Raw genomic sequence first — 16906 nt, forward strand, 5'->3', positions numbered from 1 at the left:
GATGACCGACCAACCTGATTAATAGATAATGCCGTTACCTGCTCGTCACTCTTAAAAGTTCCCCCTGATGCACAACAGTAAACTGATCGCCTTACTTCCTGATCTCGCCACTTTCATTTTGGTCGTCAATGAAGGCAGTTTTACTGCGGCGGCAAAGCAAGTCAATGTTACTCCTTCAGCGCTCAGTAAACTCATCACTCGATTAGAGAACGCGCTGTCAGTGAAATTGTTTGAGCGCACCACGCGCAAACTCACCATTACACAAGCGGGTACCAAAGTTTATGACCAAGCATTAATCATGCTTAACGCAGCGCAGCAAGCGGTCGAAGTCTCGACTCAAGAGCATACCGAGCCATCTGGCTCACTGACGGTTGCCGCCCCCGAAGCCTTTTTAAACTCGGTACTACAACCTCTTGTCTTGCCCTTTTTAAACCAATATCCTCATATCCAACTTAAGCTAAGAGCCATGGACGGAGATGTGGATTTATTTCGACAAGGAATCGATGTTGCGTTCAAGCTCACCGACCAACCAGACGAAAACTTGGTACTAAAAGAAATTGGGAAAACAAACTTGGTATTGTGTGCCAGCCCAAACTATATAGAGACACGTGGCACCCCATCTCAACCGTCCGATTTGAAAGACCACGACTGCCTATACCTAGCAGAAACCAGCTCAGATAATGTTTGGGATTTCTTCAAAGAAGACGAATTTCATAGCGTAGAAGTCTCTGGTCGTTATGCCGTTAACCTTTCACAGATGCGCCTCAATGGTGTCAAAGAAGGCTTAGGCATCGGTATTTTCCACGATTTTGTAGTCTCTAGCGCCCTAAAATCAGGTGAAGTGATACCCGTTCTACCCGACTGGACTATTCAAAGTAACTACCACGGAGCCGTTGCGATGCAATATCCACAGACCAAGTATATGCCCGCCCGACTAAGAGTTTTTATTGATTACATTAATCTTAAACTAATTGCAAAGTCTTAAGTAAGCCTTAAGTTTTCCTTGTTAGCCTGATAAGTATTCCCAAGTTACCTCAAAACACTTGGGCACTTACGGCAAGAACACTTTCGCCGGCACCACGGCAACGAGGAGAATACGATGGCACAACCATACAAATGGGACATATTAGTTAAGCTGACGCACTGGACAGTCGCTGCCCTATTTTTTTGCAATTACTTTCTAACTGAGAAAGGCAGCACTTTGCACCAATGGGTCGGCTATGCCGTCGTGGGTGCGATAGCAATTCGACTACTTTGGGGGCTAATCGCTTCTTCGCCAGCGCGACTCACTACTTTTAAGCCTTCCATACCTTCTGCATTAGCGCATATCAAAGAAACTTTAGTCACCAAACGCGACGACCACGTCGGGCACAACCCTGCTGGCGCTATCATGATATGGACAATGTGGACATTACTTCTTTCCACGGCTTTGACAGGCTGGGCCACCGAACAGAACATTTGGGGAGCAAAAGATTCCATCGGCGATTTCCATGAAATATTGGCCAACATAACCATGACTGCTGTCACTATTCATGTCAGCGCAGTCATATTAATGACCAAATTGACGGGCAATTCATATTTTTCCGGTATCGCATTGTGGCGACGTAAGGCGAACTCGAAAACAAACAAGCCGAAGCAAAATAGTGACGATATATCTGGTGTCTCTTAAAACAATGGGGATACGAACAATGAAGAGACAAAAAGGGCGCCTTTCACGGCGCCCTTTTTAATGTTCACAACGTGTATAAGCTCGTAGGGCACTACACTCTGCGATATGGCAAGTAAGCTGGTTCCCACATATGGGTAGATAGTTCGTGCTGAATGTCTTTGTCACGCAGATCGCTATTCGGATCAGTTTCGCTCAAACGCGATAGGATTTCTGTCGCCACTTCCATTGTCACAGCTTTAAGCTCGCTGATTTTCGGGAAGACACAGCCAAGTGCCAAATCTTCTTCACTCACACATTCCGCTAAAGCGTAAGAAGCTGTGGTAAACATATCCATGGTGATTTTTTGCACGCCACCTACAATAGCCGCAAGACCAACGCCTGGGAAAACAAACACGTTATTGCCTTGGCCAATACGGTATGCCTGCCCTTCAAACTCCAAGTCTTCGAACGGGCTACCGGTTGCAACGATTGCACGTCCACCTGTCCAACGATAAATATCTTCAGGCAAAGCTTCACAGTTAGAAGTTGGGTTAGAGAGCGGGAATATAATTGGACGAGAGGTATGACTCATCATTTTCTCAACATGAGACTGTTGGAATGCGCCGCCAACACCACTACAACCGAGTAGCACCGTCACTGGAACGTTGTTCAACAACTCTTGTAAACTCGCGCCAGAGTCGCTTTCCATCTGCCAATCTTTTGTCATTTCCCAAGACTTCGCGTAGCGCTGTTTATATTCATCTAGCCCTTCACGATTGTCAAATACAACACCGCGAGAATCGAGAATAAAGATTCTTTCGCGCGCTTCTTCGTGTGATAGGCCTTCTTTTAAAAGACCAGCAAAGATTTGGTCTGCCACACCAACGCCACCAGCACCCGCACCATAAACGGCATACATCTGATCGCCCAAGACTTCGTGCTTGATCTTAGCCGCGTTGATAATACCTGCCAGTACCACTGAGCCCGTACCTTGAATATCATCATTGAACGATGGTAACTCGTCTTCATACTCTGACAAATTATCAAACGCATTCGATTTGCTGAAGTCTTCCCACTGCAACACGGCTTTCGGGAAATGGCGTTTTACTTGCTCGACAAATTTGGCAATAAATGCCTTATATTCCTCACCACGAATACGTTTCTTCGGTACACCAAGATACATTGGGTCTGCGAGCAGATCTTGATTGTCAGTACCAATGTCTAGAGCAATCGGTAGGCAATGCGTTGGATGAATTCCAGCACCTAAAGTATAAAGAGACAGCTTACCAATCGGAATACCCATACCACCAACGCCTTGGTCACCCAGGCCCAAGATGCCTTGGCTATCCGTCACTACGATAATTTTGATGTCTTGACTAGAGAATTGACGCGCCATTTCGCCCATGTGGTCGACGTTATCTTCCGTGACATATAGACCACGTGCCTTTTGGTAACGGTGGCTGAATTCCTGACACGCTTTTCCTACCGTAGGCGTGTAGATAATCGGTGTCATTTCTTCAATATTTCGGTTAATCAAAGCATAAAACAACGTCTCATTTCTGTCTTGTAACGAACGTAAGAATAAGTACTTCTCAATATCCGTCGATGCGTTTTTAAATCCGCTGTAAACACGTTTGATCTGATCTTCAAATGTTTGTACTCGTGGTGGCAGAAGACCATTGAGATTAAACAGTTCCCTTTCTTCGTAACTAAATGCCGTACTTTTGTTTAAATTACGATCATTTAGCAAGTCGGTTCCAGAAAGTGAGACAGGTCGAAATTCACTTCCTTGTTCATCTTTCCATCTTAAATACTTACCTACAGTCATCATGCCTCCGTTGACGTATAATTATTCGCTCTTGATATGAGCTAAGCCTAAGTTTTCGAGTAGTCTACGGAGTAATAAGAAAAATTTTTGTGATCTAAAGCATTCAATTTGAAAAATTAGTATTTCAAACAACCGTTTAGAGTTAATTGCAACCTATTTGTCTCTTGTTCAATCAAAAATGGGAGAAAACACAAGCAAACTTACCATTACACTCAAACTCATAACGAATGAAAGAAAACCCCAGATACCATTATCTAATGATAAAACTGTAAGAAAAAGCTGACTTATTTATCACACTATCTTGGTAAAACGATAACGTCAGCACTGTATTATACCCCCATCAAATCGTGACATTTGATACATTTCCTATATTTATTGCCTGCCTAGGCGCTGACCGAGCATGTTGCTCGGTTTTTTCTTATCTATACTCTGTTTTTTCTCATCTATCCCCATTCAAACTTTCCCTACAGTAAATATCGTGTGATTGCCTTCAATTTAACTCTCATTTTGACAGACTTTAACAATCGAAAAATAAAGTGATATAAATCAACAACTTAAAGTTGGCACAAAGATTGTTTCTCCTTAACTAAATCGTTTCGCAGGGGAATCAAAATGGTAAGAGTTACCCTCATCATAACCAGCATCACATTACTCATCATCCAAAGTGTGTACGCAGCGCCGTTCGATACCTGCCCGAGTAAAGCTTACTTGTTTCAAGCCAACCCAGTTCAAGTGTACGGCGTTAATCTTGTCACTGGCGACACCGCGCTAATTCAAGCTGATACTGGCATTAGCGCCAATATCAATGGCGTCGGGTTTGATTTCGAAGATCGCTATATCTATGGCTACGATACTAGCAACCGGCGCTTGGTCCGCTTGGGTAATGATCTGAAAGCCGAGATTCTCACCACATCCGGATTACCTACCGATCACACCTTTTACGTGGGTGATGTTTATGGTCATGTCTACTATCTGTATCGTCGCGGAAAAGGGCTATTTAAAGTCGACCTCAGCCCACTAGATGATGATCCACAAGCTATCTTGTATGTCGAAAAAATCAGTAGCAGAGCAGACGTCAACCTAACAGATTTTGCATTTCATCCACAAAGCGGACACCTTTATGGCGTGGACAATAGCACGGGTAACTTATATCGCTTCGATACCACTACTGGGCAAGAATCCCTCATTGGGGATGTTGGAGAAACCGGAACATTTGGCGCAGGTTACTTCGACGTTAACGGTTATTACTATATTTCTCGTAACTCCGATGGTGATATATTTCGAATCGACTTATCCGGCGACGATAAGATAACCGCAGGAGAAGTGACCGCCGTTAAGTTTGCCGACGGCCCCTATTCGAATCAAAACGATGGAGCGCGATGTGCCAACGCTCCTATTATTGATGAAGACTCCACCATCGATTTTGGAGACGCACCAGATACTTACCTCACCACTTTAGACGAGAATGGACCTAGACATGGTATCAATAGCGAATATTGGCTAGGGAACGTTGCCCCCGATGGGGAGGGCGATGGACTCATCGCTCCCCTAGATGACAACAAAGCCGGCAATGCCGATGAAGATGGGGTGGGCTTCGTCACAGCAGTCGAGGCCGGATTAAATTCCGTTATCTCTGTCACAGCCTCTCGTGACGGTTACCTATCCGCTTGGATTGACTGGAATAAAGACGGGGATTTTTCCGACGAAGGTGAAAAAGTATTTTCCGACCGAATACTGTCGGCTGGGCGCAACTCACTCACGGTAGATGTCCCGCCTGATGTGACATCAGGTTCAACGTGGAGCCGCTTTAGATTTAGTGGTCAACAAGGGCTCGATTACTTTGGGGGCGCAGCCACGGGCGAAGTCGAAGATCACCCTGTTTTAATCACTAAAGATGGAGTCGCTATCCGCCATTACCCTAGCGAATCGACTTACGCCACCATTGCCTACGAAGATAACTGGCCCTATAAAGCGGACTATGACATGAACGATGTCGTAATGCGTTACCGCGTCACTGAAACAGTGCAAGATGGCAACGTCGCTCGCATTATCATTCAAGGGTATCTCGCTGCGTATGGCGCGGGCTATCGTAATGCATTTGCTATCCAGCTCTCTGGGCTTAGTCCCAATGACATAGATCAAGTACTCACGACACAAACTCACAACGGTGCCCTACTCGCAGAAAACGGATTGGAGCTTGATTCATCGAACGCCGTATTTATTATTTCCAACGATATGTCAGTATTCAAATCCGAAATGTGCTTTTTTTACCGCTCACTCCAAGATTGCCAGGAAACTATCAAATTTTCTTTTCAACTAGATATCGCGATCAATGACAGTGTTAACACTAGCAGCCTCATCGCTATGCCTTACGATCCTTTTGTTTTCGCAACACCCGGACAATACCATGGCGAAGGTCTACCTCTTCATCCAGGCCGTTCACTAGAGATCCACCTAGCCGATCATGCACCCACCGAAAAATTCGACAGCCTCAGCCTGTACGGCTTAGGAGCTGATCAAAGCGACCCCGCTCTGGGGAAATACTTTAAAACTTCTAACAACCACCCTTGGGCATTGTTAGTGCCTAGTGAGTGGAAATGGCCCCGTGAAAGGGTCGACTTGATCCAAGCCTATCCACAATTTGCAGACTACGCAGAATCCGGTGGCCAATGGAATCAAAAGTGGCATTTGGAAAGTAATGCGAACACAAATAAAATCTTCATACCAGAGGAGTAAGGCATGATAAATCGTCATATTTCATTGATCTTCATCAGTTTACTATGTGCCTGCAACAGCGGTGGTGATAGTGAAAATAATAACCAAGAACAAGAAAAATCAACAAGCCCAGAAGCAACGCAACAAACAAACAAAACAGCGACAGAGCCTAAAGTATTGGTTAAAAGCGAACCTGAGCCAGAATATCAGGTTCGTATGGAATCGACCGCCACGTCAGTTGATGAACTTAATGTGCCTGATGGGTTTAGCTATAACCCGGCAAGCCAACACTACTTGACCATAGACATTAGCACCTACTCAACGAGTAAAGCTTATCTCTCCCTCTATAGTGACTTCGTGTTGAGTCAAGACGGGAGCTATTATCCTAATTTCAACAGCCGCGTTGCTTCCGTGCCGATAGAATCAGGCACTGGTAGCCTAGAGTATTCATTGTCTTCAGCACAAACGACGTTACTTCTCGAGGTGCAATTTTATGATGGAACGGCGCTGATTCAACATAAGTTCAACGTGGATTCCAACAGCCACAACTGGGTTTGGCAGTAGCGCACGACAAACAGCTCGTAATAGACACTGGCTCACCTCGTTTGAGGGACAACGCCAACTTAACGGCATTACAAATTCAAGGCCATTACAAACATAAGGCCACTGAAAACTGAGCATGAACTTCAATACGTTACAGAATCGATTTCAGACACACCGACTAACGCGTGGATTTTGACTGATTTACGTTTTGCGATGATTTTGGTGTCGGCCGATATAATATCGTTACCCGATCAATCTGCTCACTCAGTTGGTCTAAGTTATTTGAATAAAGGGGGATAAACACCTGGGTCTTTGGCCCTGTTATGACAGCGATCCCTTTTGTTCCACAATACAAACGGTATTCCGCTTTGACCACGTCAATAAGGGGAACCTCTATCTTCTTAAGCCAAAGGTTTCGCCCGATAAGAATATCGTCTTTTAGCTCCACAGCCATAACAATAGAAAGTAACGCCAAAAAAAAGGACACAATAACCAGCAGTAACCAAGAAAAAAAGAACCACCTTAATGCGTTCAACACAACGACAAGCCGAAGCTCCTCATGAAATACACTATAGGCCGCCACGATCAGCACTAAAACTATCAATACCGCTGTCGCATAGCGATTAAGTATATCTCTCCAGTTTTCTACCCAGCGTACACTGTGACGCAATACCGAGACTCCAATAATCAAATTCTACTTAAAAGCTAATAATGATGTTGTCCTAACAATAAGACATACCAGACTCGCTCGCACCAGAAGGAGTGTATTTACTCATCATATACTTATCACTTAGCATCCGTAGGTATTTAAGTATAGTCGTGTTTCATTGAATGCTCTGACAGGGGTTAGATTCACCACACCCACTCTTTTCACCCCGCCCACACTTTTTATTCCCACGATCACCACCAATTAATAAAGCGATAAATTTCAACATATTACGAACGCACTCAATTTGACGTTAATATTTCTCATTTTAGGAATAACTTCATTCAAATTTGAGAAACACACTCAAGTCCATATTAAACATATGATTTTATTAGTTTTAATTTCTGGCACATTTCCAGCATTTCCTTACCTAACATGAGACTCAATTGCTCAATTTAGAAACCCTATCAATTAGAGAAATATAAGGACGTTCATTATGGAACTGCACACAATTCAAGCCACCGACACAGTGATTACCCTTCTTATCCGAGGCAACTTAGATGCCGACGGAAGCCGTCATGCACAGCAACATATCGATGACGTTATCGCACAAGATGACTATCAAGAAGTGGAAATAGATTTTAGTGGCGTCCAATTTCTTGATTCATCCGGTGTGGGCGCGCTTGTCTACATGTACAAACGCCTCATTGAACGTGAGCGCGATATGCGTATTGAAAACGTGCGAGGCCAACCTCTCGAAATCATCAATTTACTTCGTATCGGTCAAGCGATCCCCATCAACTCACGAACGCAATAAGCGCGAGCACTAACAGAGGACGTTGGCATGAACTCATTTTATTCACATCTTGGCTTAATTATTGGTATCAGCGTATTAACAGGCTGTAGCAACACTCCAAAACAAGGAACAGGGGGCCTTGCTGAAAACTACATCGAGAACTCATTCAGCCCTGTGATGCCCGACGAACCGCTCGGGCCAGAACACGGCCTAAGATTTGACTGGCAACTGGTCAAATTACACCTTGATGTATTAATCCAAGAAGGAGCACGGTGGTGCTTTCCCGCATCGGTTGTTCAAGCGACAGAAAAACAAAATAGAATCGCTCGTGAACTAGAAGCAGGACTGCTCCTCGATGCTGCTAATGATCTCATTATCCAACGTAAACGTCTTGCTGAACTTGAACTGCAGCTCGATTACGTGACCTCGCAAACCCGCTGCATTCCGCCAAGCAATTCTCGTCATTTCAATAATGAGTTAGCGACCGTCAATCAGCTCTTCAACTTGCTGAACGTCGATAACCAGTTTGCCTTCAACTCAGCCGAGATAAACCCTAAATATATGGGCCACCTTGCCAGTGCTGCTCAACTACTAAAAGACAACCAAACTCTGCGTTTGTCGGTTACTGGGCATACAGATAGCGTTGGTAAAGAGAAATATAATCAAGAGCTTGCTCTAAATCGAGCCAAACAAGTGAAACGCTATTTATCGATATTTGGCGTCCAGCCAAACCGAATTGCGACACACTCAGTGGGTGAAAGTTTACCTTTATTTGAAGGAAAATCGAAAGCGACCCAACTCACTAACCGTAGAGTCAGCATAGAAATCTTATCAGAGCTCGATCGCAGTACCACTCGGACTCAAGGAGCGCCCCATGAAATGGATTAATATGATACTGATGGTTACGATTGTGTTATTCGTCCACACCGCTCATGCAAGTGAAGAACAAGTGCAAATCGGTGACTTAATTCAAGTCAACTTGCCCGGTGAGCCAACGCTCAACAAAGGTTTTCAGGTCGATAAAAAAGGCCGTGTACACTTACCGGAAATCGGCCCTTTATATGTCGCAGGATACAATGAGTCGCAACTAAAAACCGTCGTGAGCCAGTCTCTCAACTCCGTGTTCCGCGACTTATCGAGCCTGTCGGTCTTTATCGCCGAACAACAGGTATTGATCTCTGTCCAAGGTTACGTCAACTCTCCCGGAGAATACACCTTAGCCAAAACAGCCGATATTCAAATGGTTTTGCACGCCGCTGGCGGATTACGTTCAGGTGCACAGCTTGATAAAATGCAGCTCAAACGCGCTGGCAAAAAAATCCTTTTCAATTACAAAGCATTTTTAGATTCAGGTGATGAAAGCATCTTGCCAAAACTGCAATCTCTCGACACCTTATTTGTCGCCGCCTCACCATTGGTTAGCAATATTGAACAACAATTTGACGCGGCAAAAATGGCCAACTCAGGTGACAGCGCAGACAGCAGAATGGCCATCAAAGTTTTTGGTGAGGTCAACGCTCCGGGTTCATTCACTTTCCAGAAAGGCACCGACTTAGTCGACATTCTCATGAGAGCTGGAGGTGTGACTCGGTATGCTGGGGTTGAGCAAATTCGCGTCATTAGTAACAACGCTCCGATTTTATTCGACCTGAAAAAATATCTAGACACGGGTGATGAAAGTCTATTGCCAGATCTCGCCCCTGGCACCACCATTTTTGTTCCAAAACAAGAAGAAGAAATCAAATCGGGTGCCAACACTGTTTACATCATGGGAGAGGTTGCCCACCCCGGTGCATACGAAGGTAAAAAAGGCGCGACGTTTATGGATATCCTCGCCAATGCGGGTGGCCCTACTCGATTTGCTGAATCAAGACAAATACGTGTCTTGAAAGCCAATGGCACCGTGATTCGCTTTGACCTTACCGCCTATACAGAAGGCATTAAAAGTGCCAAGCCCCCTGCGATTAACTCGGGTGACGCGATTTTCGTTCCTGAAAAAACAGACATGAATGAAAAGTCTTGGCTGAAAGTTTCCCCAGATCGAGCCGTTAGCGTGATCGGAGAAGTAGTACGTCCGGGGCGAATAGAATGGTCTCAGGAAATGGATTTTATGGACTTACTCGCGCATGTTGGCGGCCCTACCCTAAGAGCAGACACCACAAAAATCGAGGTTTCTAATCGAAACGGTAAGATGCAAGTGTTCGATCTTGACGAATTTATCCGCCTAGGTGCGCCTGCGTCTAACCTGCCCAATATTCTGGCGGGTGCCATTGTTCGTATACACGATTTGCCTCAAGATCCATCAGACAATAAATCTCAGTGGGTGCGTCAAAGCTCGGATGCATCAATTTACGTATTTGGTCAAGTCAACGCCCCCGGTCGATATCGATTCACGAAAGACATGCACTTTTTAGATATCTTATCGGCAGCTGATGGGCCAACAAAAGATGCCGATATTCACAATATCCGCATTACACATCGAGATAAATCGTACGCCAAAATAAGCAAACTCAACCTATCGCTTTATTTCGAGACCGGTGACGAGAGCCTACTGCCGAAGGTCACCACAGGCGATACCATTTTTATCCCCGAAAAAGACAAAAACTGGTTAGAAAAACCGAAAGAAAAAACCGTCAGGATCTTAGGCGCGGTCAACAATCCAGGACGCTATAACTTCAACGACACCATGACCATTCTCGATATTCTTGCCCAAGCTGGTGGGCCAAGTGATAACGCGTATTTGGAGAAGATTTCTGTTGTTAATATGTCTTGCTGCCAAGGTCAGGCCCGTACCTTCAACCTACTCCAATTCAGCCAAACCGCCAATATCCACATGCTACCCACCCTGCGTGCCGGAGATATGGTGTTTATTCCAGATAGAAGCCAGAGCTTTCTCGAAAAAGCGCGCGTGGGGCTCGAAGATATCCTGCGCTTAACCACCACCATCGTTTTAATAGGAGCGCTATAATGACGATCCCTGCAACCCATTGCGAAATTGAGCAAATCTACTTAGCGGCAGAACTCGCCAACTGTCGTTCACTCTGCATCACCTCCTGTCAATCAGGTGATGGGGTAACCTCCATTGCAACCGCGTTAGCGGAACGGTGTCTACTCGCAGGGCACAAAACTCTCTTAATAGATTTAAACCTGTTTAAGCCAACGTTAAACTCGCTACCAACTATTGATGCCGAGCACGATATTGGTTTGGTCGAACATAAACAATCACAGCGGCTGTTTACCGGTATCTCTGTTCCACAAGATCCAACGACACAATTGGCCTATAAAGACCCTGTCACAATGTCTCGCGCCGTTGAAAAGTGGGCCACACAGTTCGACCGTATCATCATCGACACCTCACCGTTACTTAACCGAAACCGCAACAATATTCCAGCGCAAAGTGTGGCGAACGCTTGCGATAAAGTATTGTTGGTCGTCAAAGGGGGAGCTACCACCAATACCCAAGTTACTCAAGCGTTGCAACTACTTCAATCAAACAATATTGCTCTTCTGGGCTCCATCTTAAATCTACAAGATCAGCCAACGCTCAGCCAAGAGTTGGTCAGGCAACTCAAACGCACACGTTTCCTTCCACAGCGCTTGATGGACCATCTAGAAAATAAATTACTTTCTAATCGTTTTTTGTCTCAATCCGCCTAATCCATTAAATGGAAGGCATATCAGTAATAGGCAGCCATATTATGACCTTTAGAATAAAAACTATCCTCGGTATCGCAGCGATTGAGATTGTCTTACTCATCTTGCTCATTTTCAGTTCAATGTCTTTTCTCTCTAGCTCTAATGAAACACTTCTTCTACAGCGAGTCGACGCCACGGCAACCATGCTTGCTGACTCTGCAAAAGAGGCGATATTACAAGATGACAGCCAAGCATTAGATCGCCTCGTCTCCAATTTTATAACGTTACAAGATGTTCAATACGTAAAAATAGTTCGGGATGGCGAAATCTTAGCCTACGCCGGAGAAAAGTCGCTTTTGCACCGAAAAATGCAGGCGGATCATGACTTAGCTGCGGTCAACGACAGTATTTTTGACCAACGAGTCAACATCAGTGACCGTAACCCTTCTTTCGGTTACATAGACATGGGGTTAGATACTGCTTCAATTAGCGCAACTTTACGCAAAGCTCAGCAATCCATCATTACCTTAGCCAGCATCGAAGTTATGCTTGTTGCCATTTTCTCTTTCATCCTAGGAACATACTTAACAAGAAATCTAACCAAGCTCACCAGTGCAACCAAGACACTCAGCAAGAATGGACCTGGATTTCAAATAAACAGCCACGCTAAAGATGAATTTGGTGACCTGGCAAGAGCCTTTGATCATATGTCATCTCAACTCGCTAGAAGCTACAAAGCGCTCAAATACGCCCGAGAAGAGGCGGAGTTTGCCTGCGAGTCAAAAGGACGCTTTCTCGCTTCAATGTCACATGAAATACGTACGCCGATGAACGGAGTACTCGGCATCTTGTCACTACTTGAAGAAACGCCTCTATCACGCCAGCAAAAAAATTTGCTTGAGACGGCAACAGACTCGGGATCGTTTTTATTATCGGTCATCAATGACATCCTAGACTTTACCCGAATGGAATCCAATACCTTATTGCTTGAGCACAAGCCATTCAATATTCACCAATGTATCGAAAGCACCACCGACTCCTTTGCGCCAAGCGCTAAACAAAAAGATCTTGTATTGCACTGCTTCATCGACAGCTCTGTGCCTACTGACGTTGTGGGCGATGCTAATCGCGTCCGACAAATTTTGCACAACCTGATAGGCAACGCGATGAAGTTTACGGCAAGCGGTAGCGTGACCATCAAAGTCGGCATAACGAGTCAGAAAGACAGCACTATAACGATACGCTGCGATGTCATCGATACAGGGATCGGTATTCTCCCTACGGAATTGGAATACATATTTGAAGAGTTCACCATGGTGGACCAATCTTATTCACGCACGCAAGAAGGGGCTGGGCTGGGATTAGCGATATGCAAACGTCTGTGTGAATTGATGAACGGAGGGATAAATGCAACCAGTGAAGAAGGTGTAGGCAGTACATTTTCACTCGATATTGAACTCGAAATTGCTCATCGTCACGAAAGGCGCTCACCGATTCCAAATTTTAGGAAAGACTTAGATCGCTCTCACGCACGGATTTTAGTTGCCGAAGACAATAAAGCGAATCAGTTAGTCATCAAAAATATGTTGCTCAATCTAGGAATTGAAATTGATATTGCTGACAACGGTGTCGAAACACTCAATTTACTTAACCAATATCAATATGACCTAATTTTTATGGATATTTCCATGCCCAAAATGGACGGTATACAAGCGTGCCAACATATTCGACAGCTTAAACATAAACCTTCTGCGACCACCCCCATCATTGCACTCACCGCTCATGCCCTAACGGGCGACAAAGAGCATTTTTTAGATGCAGGAATGAGTGGTTACCTAGCAAAACCCGTTAGACTCCCTCAACTTGTTGAAAAAATTGATCTATTCTTAAACCAATCTAGACAGAACCCATGTATTGCTGAACAGCACAAGGAGCCGGTCGTGGAAAAACATACACTCAAAGACAATCAGCCTGTCAACCTTCAACCTAGCGAGATCAGCGATCTCGTCGACGAAAGTATCATACGGCAAACCGTTGAAGATACTTGTGCTGAAGTGATGCCTGAAATCATCGAACAGTATGTAATCGAGTCTCGAAGACGTCTCGAAAACATTCAGCATGCCATACAAGGAGCTAACATAGAAACGCTTGAGTTTGAAACCCACACACTTGGCAGCTCAGCCCTAGCTTTAGGAAACCGAAAGCTTTCAGTATTGGCGAGAAAAATCGAGAAATTGTGCTTGAATAAACAAGGGCAGCAAGCATTAAGCTTCTGTGACCAGCTAACGAGTTTGGTGAACGCCTCCCTTCAAGCGCTGATAGAGCGCAAAGAACAAGGCTTCGAAAGCTACTCCAGGCCTAGCAATAATGTCGAATAGCGACGTTTTAATACGATGTGAAGAACGATAAAAATAGAAACATAAAACAATAAAGTCGAAGAGCTAAAACAGCATACAAAATTAAATACGATTGATAGGACAACACTCCATGCGACCAAAAGTACTCTTAGTAGAAGACTCCACCTCACTTGCGGTGCTCTATAAACAATACGTTAAAGATGAAGACTACGATATGTTCCATGTGGAGACGGGCCGAGAAGCCATGGCCTTCATTGGACGAAATGTACCCCAAGTCGTAATATTGGATCTAAAACTCCCGGATATGTCGGGCGAAGACGTTCTCGACTGGATAGCCAACCAACAGATCCCCACTGCCATTGTCGTCGCCACTGCGCATGGATCCGTCGATATCGCCGTCAGTTTGCTGCAAAAAGGCGCCAAAGACTTCCTCGAAAAACCAATCACAGCAGATAGGCTAAAAACCTCGATTTCATTGCACTTAAAACAAGCCCAGCTGGAACACCTAGTCGAAGATCTAGAAAGCAAGTTAGATAGGCAGCGCTTTCATGGGTTCTTAGGCGGCAGTTTGCCGATGCAAGCCACTTACAAAGTCATTGATTCGGTCGCGCCAACCACCGCAAGTGTATTTATCATCGGTGAAAGCGGTACAGGTAAAGAAGTTTGTGCAGAAGCCATTCATAAAGAGAGTCAAAGAAAAGACAAGCCTTTTATCGCGATTAATTGCGGCGCTATCCCCAAAGACCTTATGGAAAGCGAGATTTTCGGTCATATAAAAGGCGCATTCACCGGAGCAACAACTGACCGTAAAGGCGCAGCATCAGTTGCACATGGTGGAACTTTATTCCTCGACGAGTTATGTGAGATGGAATTGGATATGCAGAAAAAGCTGCTTAGATTCTTGCAAACAGGTACGTTCACACCGTTAGGAGCCACGAGGGAAGTCAAAGTAGATCTTCGAATTATATGCGCCACCAACCGCGACCCACTAAAAGAAGTAGAAGAAGGTAGATTTCGAGAAGATTTATATTATCGTGTGCACGTCATTCCTATACATATGCCTCCTCTTCGAGAGCGTGGTAGCGATATTGCTTTATTAGCTAAACACTTCCTAAAAGTCTACGCCAAACAAGACAACAAGAAGTTTACTGGCATACTTCGTGAAGCAGAAACTGCTCTCAAACAATACGCTTGGCCAGGCAATGTTCGTCAGTTGCAAAACGTCATGCGCAATATCGTAGTGCTCAATGACGCGACCAAACTTACTCTTGAGCATTTACCCGAACAAGTTACCAAAAAGAATAAACCTAGTGTAGTGAAAACACCACCACGCGAGGTTCCTCAAACACTGCAACCCACGCCACATAACACCGAATTGCAAACTCTGTCGATTGACAACCCCGAACCAATCACCCCTAGTGGGACTCCAAGCTCTCAGCCGACTCTAATCAGACCTATGTGGCAAATCGAACGCGAAGCTATTCAGAATGCCATCGATCTGTGCAACGGCAATGTCCTCAATGCCGCAGTGTTACTCGAGCTTAGTCCTTCAACCGTATATCGGAAAAAACTGGCGTGGGAATCTGAAGATGAGCACAATCCGGCGTGATGAACTCTGGTTACTGATAGATAGCCTACACTTCGGCGGTATAGAAACGCATGTGTGCGAATTGGCGCAAGGGCTGCGGCAGCAAGGGACTCCCGTAAGAGTCGTATTCACTCAAAAATACGGGGGACCTTCACCATTGAAGCCACTGCTAGTGCAAAACAACGTAGCCTGCAGTTACCTGTGTGAGCTCTCTACGGCAAAAACACAGCTGTCACAGTTACGATTCGCACTTAAGTGCCATCAGCCCAAGCTAATTCACGCCCACGGCTATAAAGCCAGCTTATTGAGTAAATTGGCATGCAAACTCATGCGTGGTTCGATTGCCCAAATCTCCACCTACCACGCTGGGGAAGCCCCAACTGGACGAGTCTGGTTATACGATTTACTCGATCGTTACAGCGCATTTCTCTCCAATAAAACCTTGGTTGTTAGCCAAAAAATCGGCCAAAAGATCCCATTTTCATCCATTCACATCAATAATTTCATCTCCACAGATCACATCAAACCAATGCGGGGACAACAGATAGCGTTCGTTGGCCGCTTGTCACATGAAAAGGCTCCGGAAAGGTTTGTGGGGTTAGCTCAGCAGTTTTCGAACCAAACTTTTCCAAGCCTAGAATCGTGTATACCTGAATTTCATTGTTATGGCGCGGGAGCGTTACGTGAATCTTTAGAAAAGATGGCTGGCCAAGATGACGGGCAACTCGTTCACTTCCACGGCCACCAAACTGATATGAACGCTGTCTGGCCAAACATTAGCGTGTTAGTTTTGTGCTCACGTTATGAAGGACTACCGATGACTGCCCTTGAAGCCATGGCTCGCGGAATCCCCGTCATCAGTACCAATGTGGGCGATTTAGACCAACTGATTCAACATGGCGTTAATGGCTACTTAGCCGATAATCATGAAAAGCTGGCAGAGCACCTTAAACACTGGCTGGAACTGCCAGAGGATGCTCGGCAGCAAATGCGTAATTGCGCGATAGAAAAAGTAACCAAGTCCTTTTCCACCAAAGCCATTATCCCTCAGCTGTTGATCTTATACTCACAAGCCTGTTCGTCTTCTTGCCGACGAGTCATTGAGTATCACACTAAACAATGACGATTCACATAAAGTAGTAAGTAAAC

The 16906-nt window shown here is 45.0% G+C and carries 13 protein-coding genes; 11 read left to right on the forward strand and 2 right to left on the reverse strand.

Going from position 1 to position 16906, the window contains the following annotated elements; translation table 11 throughout:
• The first annotated feature begins 67 nt into the window (after positions 1-67).
• A complete protein-coding gene (locus tag L4C34_RS04130) occupies positions 68-985 on the forward strand; it encodes a LysR family transcriptional regulator (protein WP_428788080.1) in 918 nt (305 codons plus the stop codon).
• A gap of 114 nt (positions 986-1099) precedes the next feature.
• Positions 1100-1669 (forward strand): cytochrome b/b6 domain-containing protein, encoded by a 570-nt coding sequence (locus L4C34_RS04135; RefSeq protein ID WP_428788081.1) that lies wholly within the window; start codon positions 1100-1102, stop codon positions 1667-1669.
• Positions 1670-1760: 91 nt separating this feature from the next.
• Here the strand turns inward: L4C34_RS04135 and L4C34_RS04140 are convergent, their stop codons facing one another.
• Positions 1761-3479, reverse strand: coding sequence for an NAD-dependent malic enzyme (locus tag L4C34_RS04140; RefSeq protein WP_428788082.1), 1719 nt, complete (start codon positions 3477-3479; stop codon positions 1761-1763).
• Positions 3480-4088: 609 nt separating this feature from the next.
• On the opposite strand from L4C34_RS04140, the gene L4C34_RS04145 reads away from it, so the two are divergent.
• The gene (locus L4C34_RS04145) at positions 4089-6212 is read left to right on the forward strand and encodes an LruC domain-containing protein (protein ID WP_428788083.1); all 2124 of its coding nucleotides are present in this window, start codon (positions 4089-4091) and stop codon (positions 6210-6212) included.
• A gap of 3 nt (positions 6213-6215) precedes the next feature.
• The gene (locus L4C34_RS04150; RefSeq protein WP_428788084.1) at positions 6216-6755 is read left to right on the forward strand and encodes a hypothetical protein; all 540 of its coding nucleotides are present in this window, start codon (positions 6216-6218) and stop codon (positions 6753-6755) included.
• A 157-nt stretch (positions 6756-6912) separates the two neighbouring features.
• Here the strand turns inward: L4C34_RS04150 and L4C34_RS04155 are convergent, their stop codons facing one another.
• The gene (locus tag L4C34_RS04155; RefSeq protein ID WP_428788085.1) at positions 6913-7404 is read right to left on the reverse strand and encodes a hypothetical protein; all 492 of its coding nucleotides are present in this window, start codon (positions 7402-7404) and stop codon (positions 6913-6915) included.
• A gap of 472 nt (positions 7405-7876) precedes the next feature.
• On the opposite strand from L4C34_RS04155, the gene L4C34_RS04160 reads away from it, so the two are divergent.
• The 7 genes from L4C34_RS04160 (at position 7877) to L4C34_RS04190 (ending at position 16880) form a co-directional block, all read left to right on the forward strand.
• Positions 7877-8197, forward strand: coding sequence for an STAS domain-containing protein (locus tag L4C34_RS04160; RefSeq protein ID WP_428788086.1), 321 nt, complete (start codon positions 7877-7879; stop codon positions 8195-8197).
• Between the two features lie 27 nt (positions 8198-8224).
• Positions 8225-9064, forward strand: a complete 840-nt coding sequence (locus L4C34_RS04165) for an OmpA family protein (protein WP_428788087.1) — start codon at positions 8225-8227, stop codon at positions 9062-9064.
• A 1-nt stretch (position 9065) separates the two neighbouring features.
• Positions 9066-11144 (forward strand): SLBB domain-containing protein, encoded by a 2079-nt coding sequence (locus L4C34_RS04170; protein WP_428788138.1) that lies wholly within the window; start codon positions 9066-9068, stop codon positions 11142-11144.
• On the forward strand, positions 11144-11833 hold the full coding sequence (locus tag L4C34_RS04175; protein ID WP_428788088.1) for a CpsD/CapB family tyrosine-protein kinase: 690 nt from the start codon (positions 11144-11146) through the stop codon (positions 11831-11833). Before L4C34_RS04170 ends, L4C34_RS04175 begins: the two co-directional genes overlap by 1 nt.
• A gap of 41 nt (positions 11834-11874) precedes the next feature.
• On the forward strand, positions 11875-14190 hold the full coding sequence (locus L4C34_RS04180; protein ID WP_428788089.1) for a response regulator: 2316 nt from the start codon (positions 11875-11877) through the stop codon (positions 14188-14190).
• A 109-nt stretch (positions 14191-14299) separates the two neighbouring features.
• The gene (locus tag L4C34_RS04185) at positions 14300-15778 is read left to right on the forward strand and encodes a sigma-54-dependent transcriptional regulator (protein ID WP_428788090.1); all 1479 of its coding nucleotides are present in this window, start codon (positions 14300-14302) and stop codon (positions 15776-15778) included.
• Positions 15759-16880 carry a glycosyltransferase family 4 protein gene (locus L4C34_RS04190; protein WP_428788091.1) on the forward strand — a complete coding sequence of 374 codons (1122 nt, stop codon included), beginning with the start codon at positions 15759-15761 and terminating at the stop codon, positions 16878-16880. The genes L4C34_RS04185 and L4C34_RS04190 overlap by 20 nt, the downstream gene beginning before the upstream one ends.
• Positions 16881-16906 lie beyond the last annotated feature (26 nt).

It is taken from the genome of Vibrio profundum (genome assembly GCF_050337555.1).
Classification (GTDB): domain Bacteria; phylum Pseudomonadota; class Gammaproteobacteria; order Enterobacterales; family Vibrionaceae; genus Vibrio; species Vibrio profundum.

Excerpts from the sequence above, each read along its gene's own strand:
- L4C34_RS04130 (WP_428788080.1), top strand. The coding sequence starts at position 68 with ATGCACAACAGTAAACTGATCGCCTTACTTCCTGATCTCGCCACTTTC.
- L4C34_RS04135 (WP_428788081.1), top strand. The coding sequence starts at position 1,100 with ATGGCACAACCATACAAATGGGACATATTAGTTAAGCTGACGCACTGG.
- L4C34_RS04140 (WP_428788082.1), bottom strand. The coding sequence starts at position 3,479 with ATGATGACTGTAGGTAAGTATTTAAGATGGAAAGATGAACAAGGAAGT.
- L4C34_RS04145 (WP_428788083.1), top strand. The coding sequence starts at position 4,089 with ATGGTAAGAGTTACCCTCATCATAACCAGCATCACATTACTCATCATC.
- L4C34_RS04150 (WP_428788084.1), top strand. The coding sequence starts at position 6,216 with ATGATAAATCGTCATATTTCATTGATCTTCATCAGTTTACTATGTGCC.
- L4C34_RS04160 (WP_428788086.1), top strand. The coding sequence starts at position 7,877 with ATGGAACTGCACACAATTCAAGCCACCGACACAGTGATTACCCTTCTT.
- L4C34_RS04165 (WP_428788087.1), top strand. The coding sequence starts at position 8,225 with ATGAACTCATTTTATTCACATCTTGGCTTAATTATTGGTATCAGCGTA.
- L4C34_RS04170 (WP_428788138.1), top strand. The coding sequence starts at position 9,066 with ATGATACTGATGGTTACGATTGTGTTATTCGTCCACACCGCTCATGCA.
- L4C34_RS04175 (WP_428788088.1), top strand. The coding sequence starts at position 11,144 with ATGACGATCCCTGCAACCCATTGCGAAATTGAGCAAATCTACTTAGCG.
- L4C34_RS04180 (WP_428788089.1), top strand. The coding sequence starts at position 11,875 with ATGACCTTTAGAATAAAAACTATCCTCGGTATCGCAGCGATTGAGATT.
- L4C34_RS04185 (WP_428788090.1), top strand. The coding sequence starts at position 14,300 with ATGCGACCAAAAGTACTCTTAGTAGAAGACTCCACCTCACTTGCGGTG.
- L4C34_RS04190 (WP_428788091.1), top strand. The coding sequence starts at position 15,759 with ATGAGCACAATCCGGCGTGATGAACTCTGGTTACTGATAGATAGCCTA.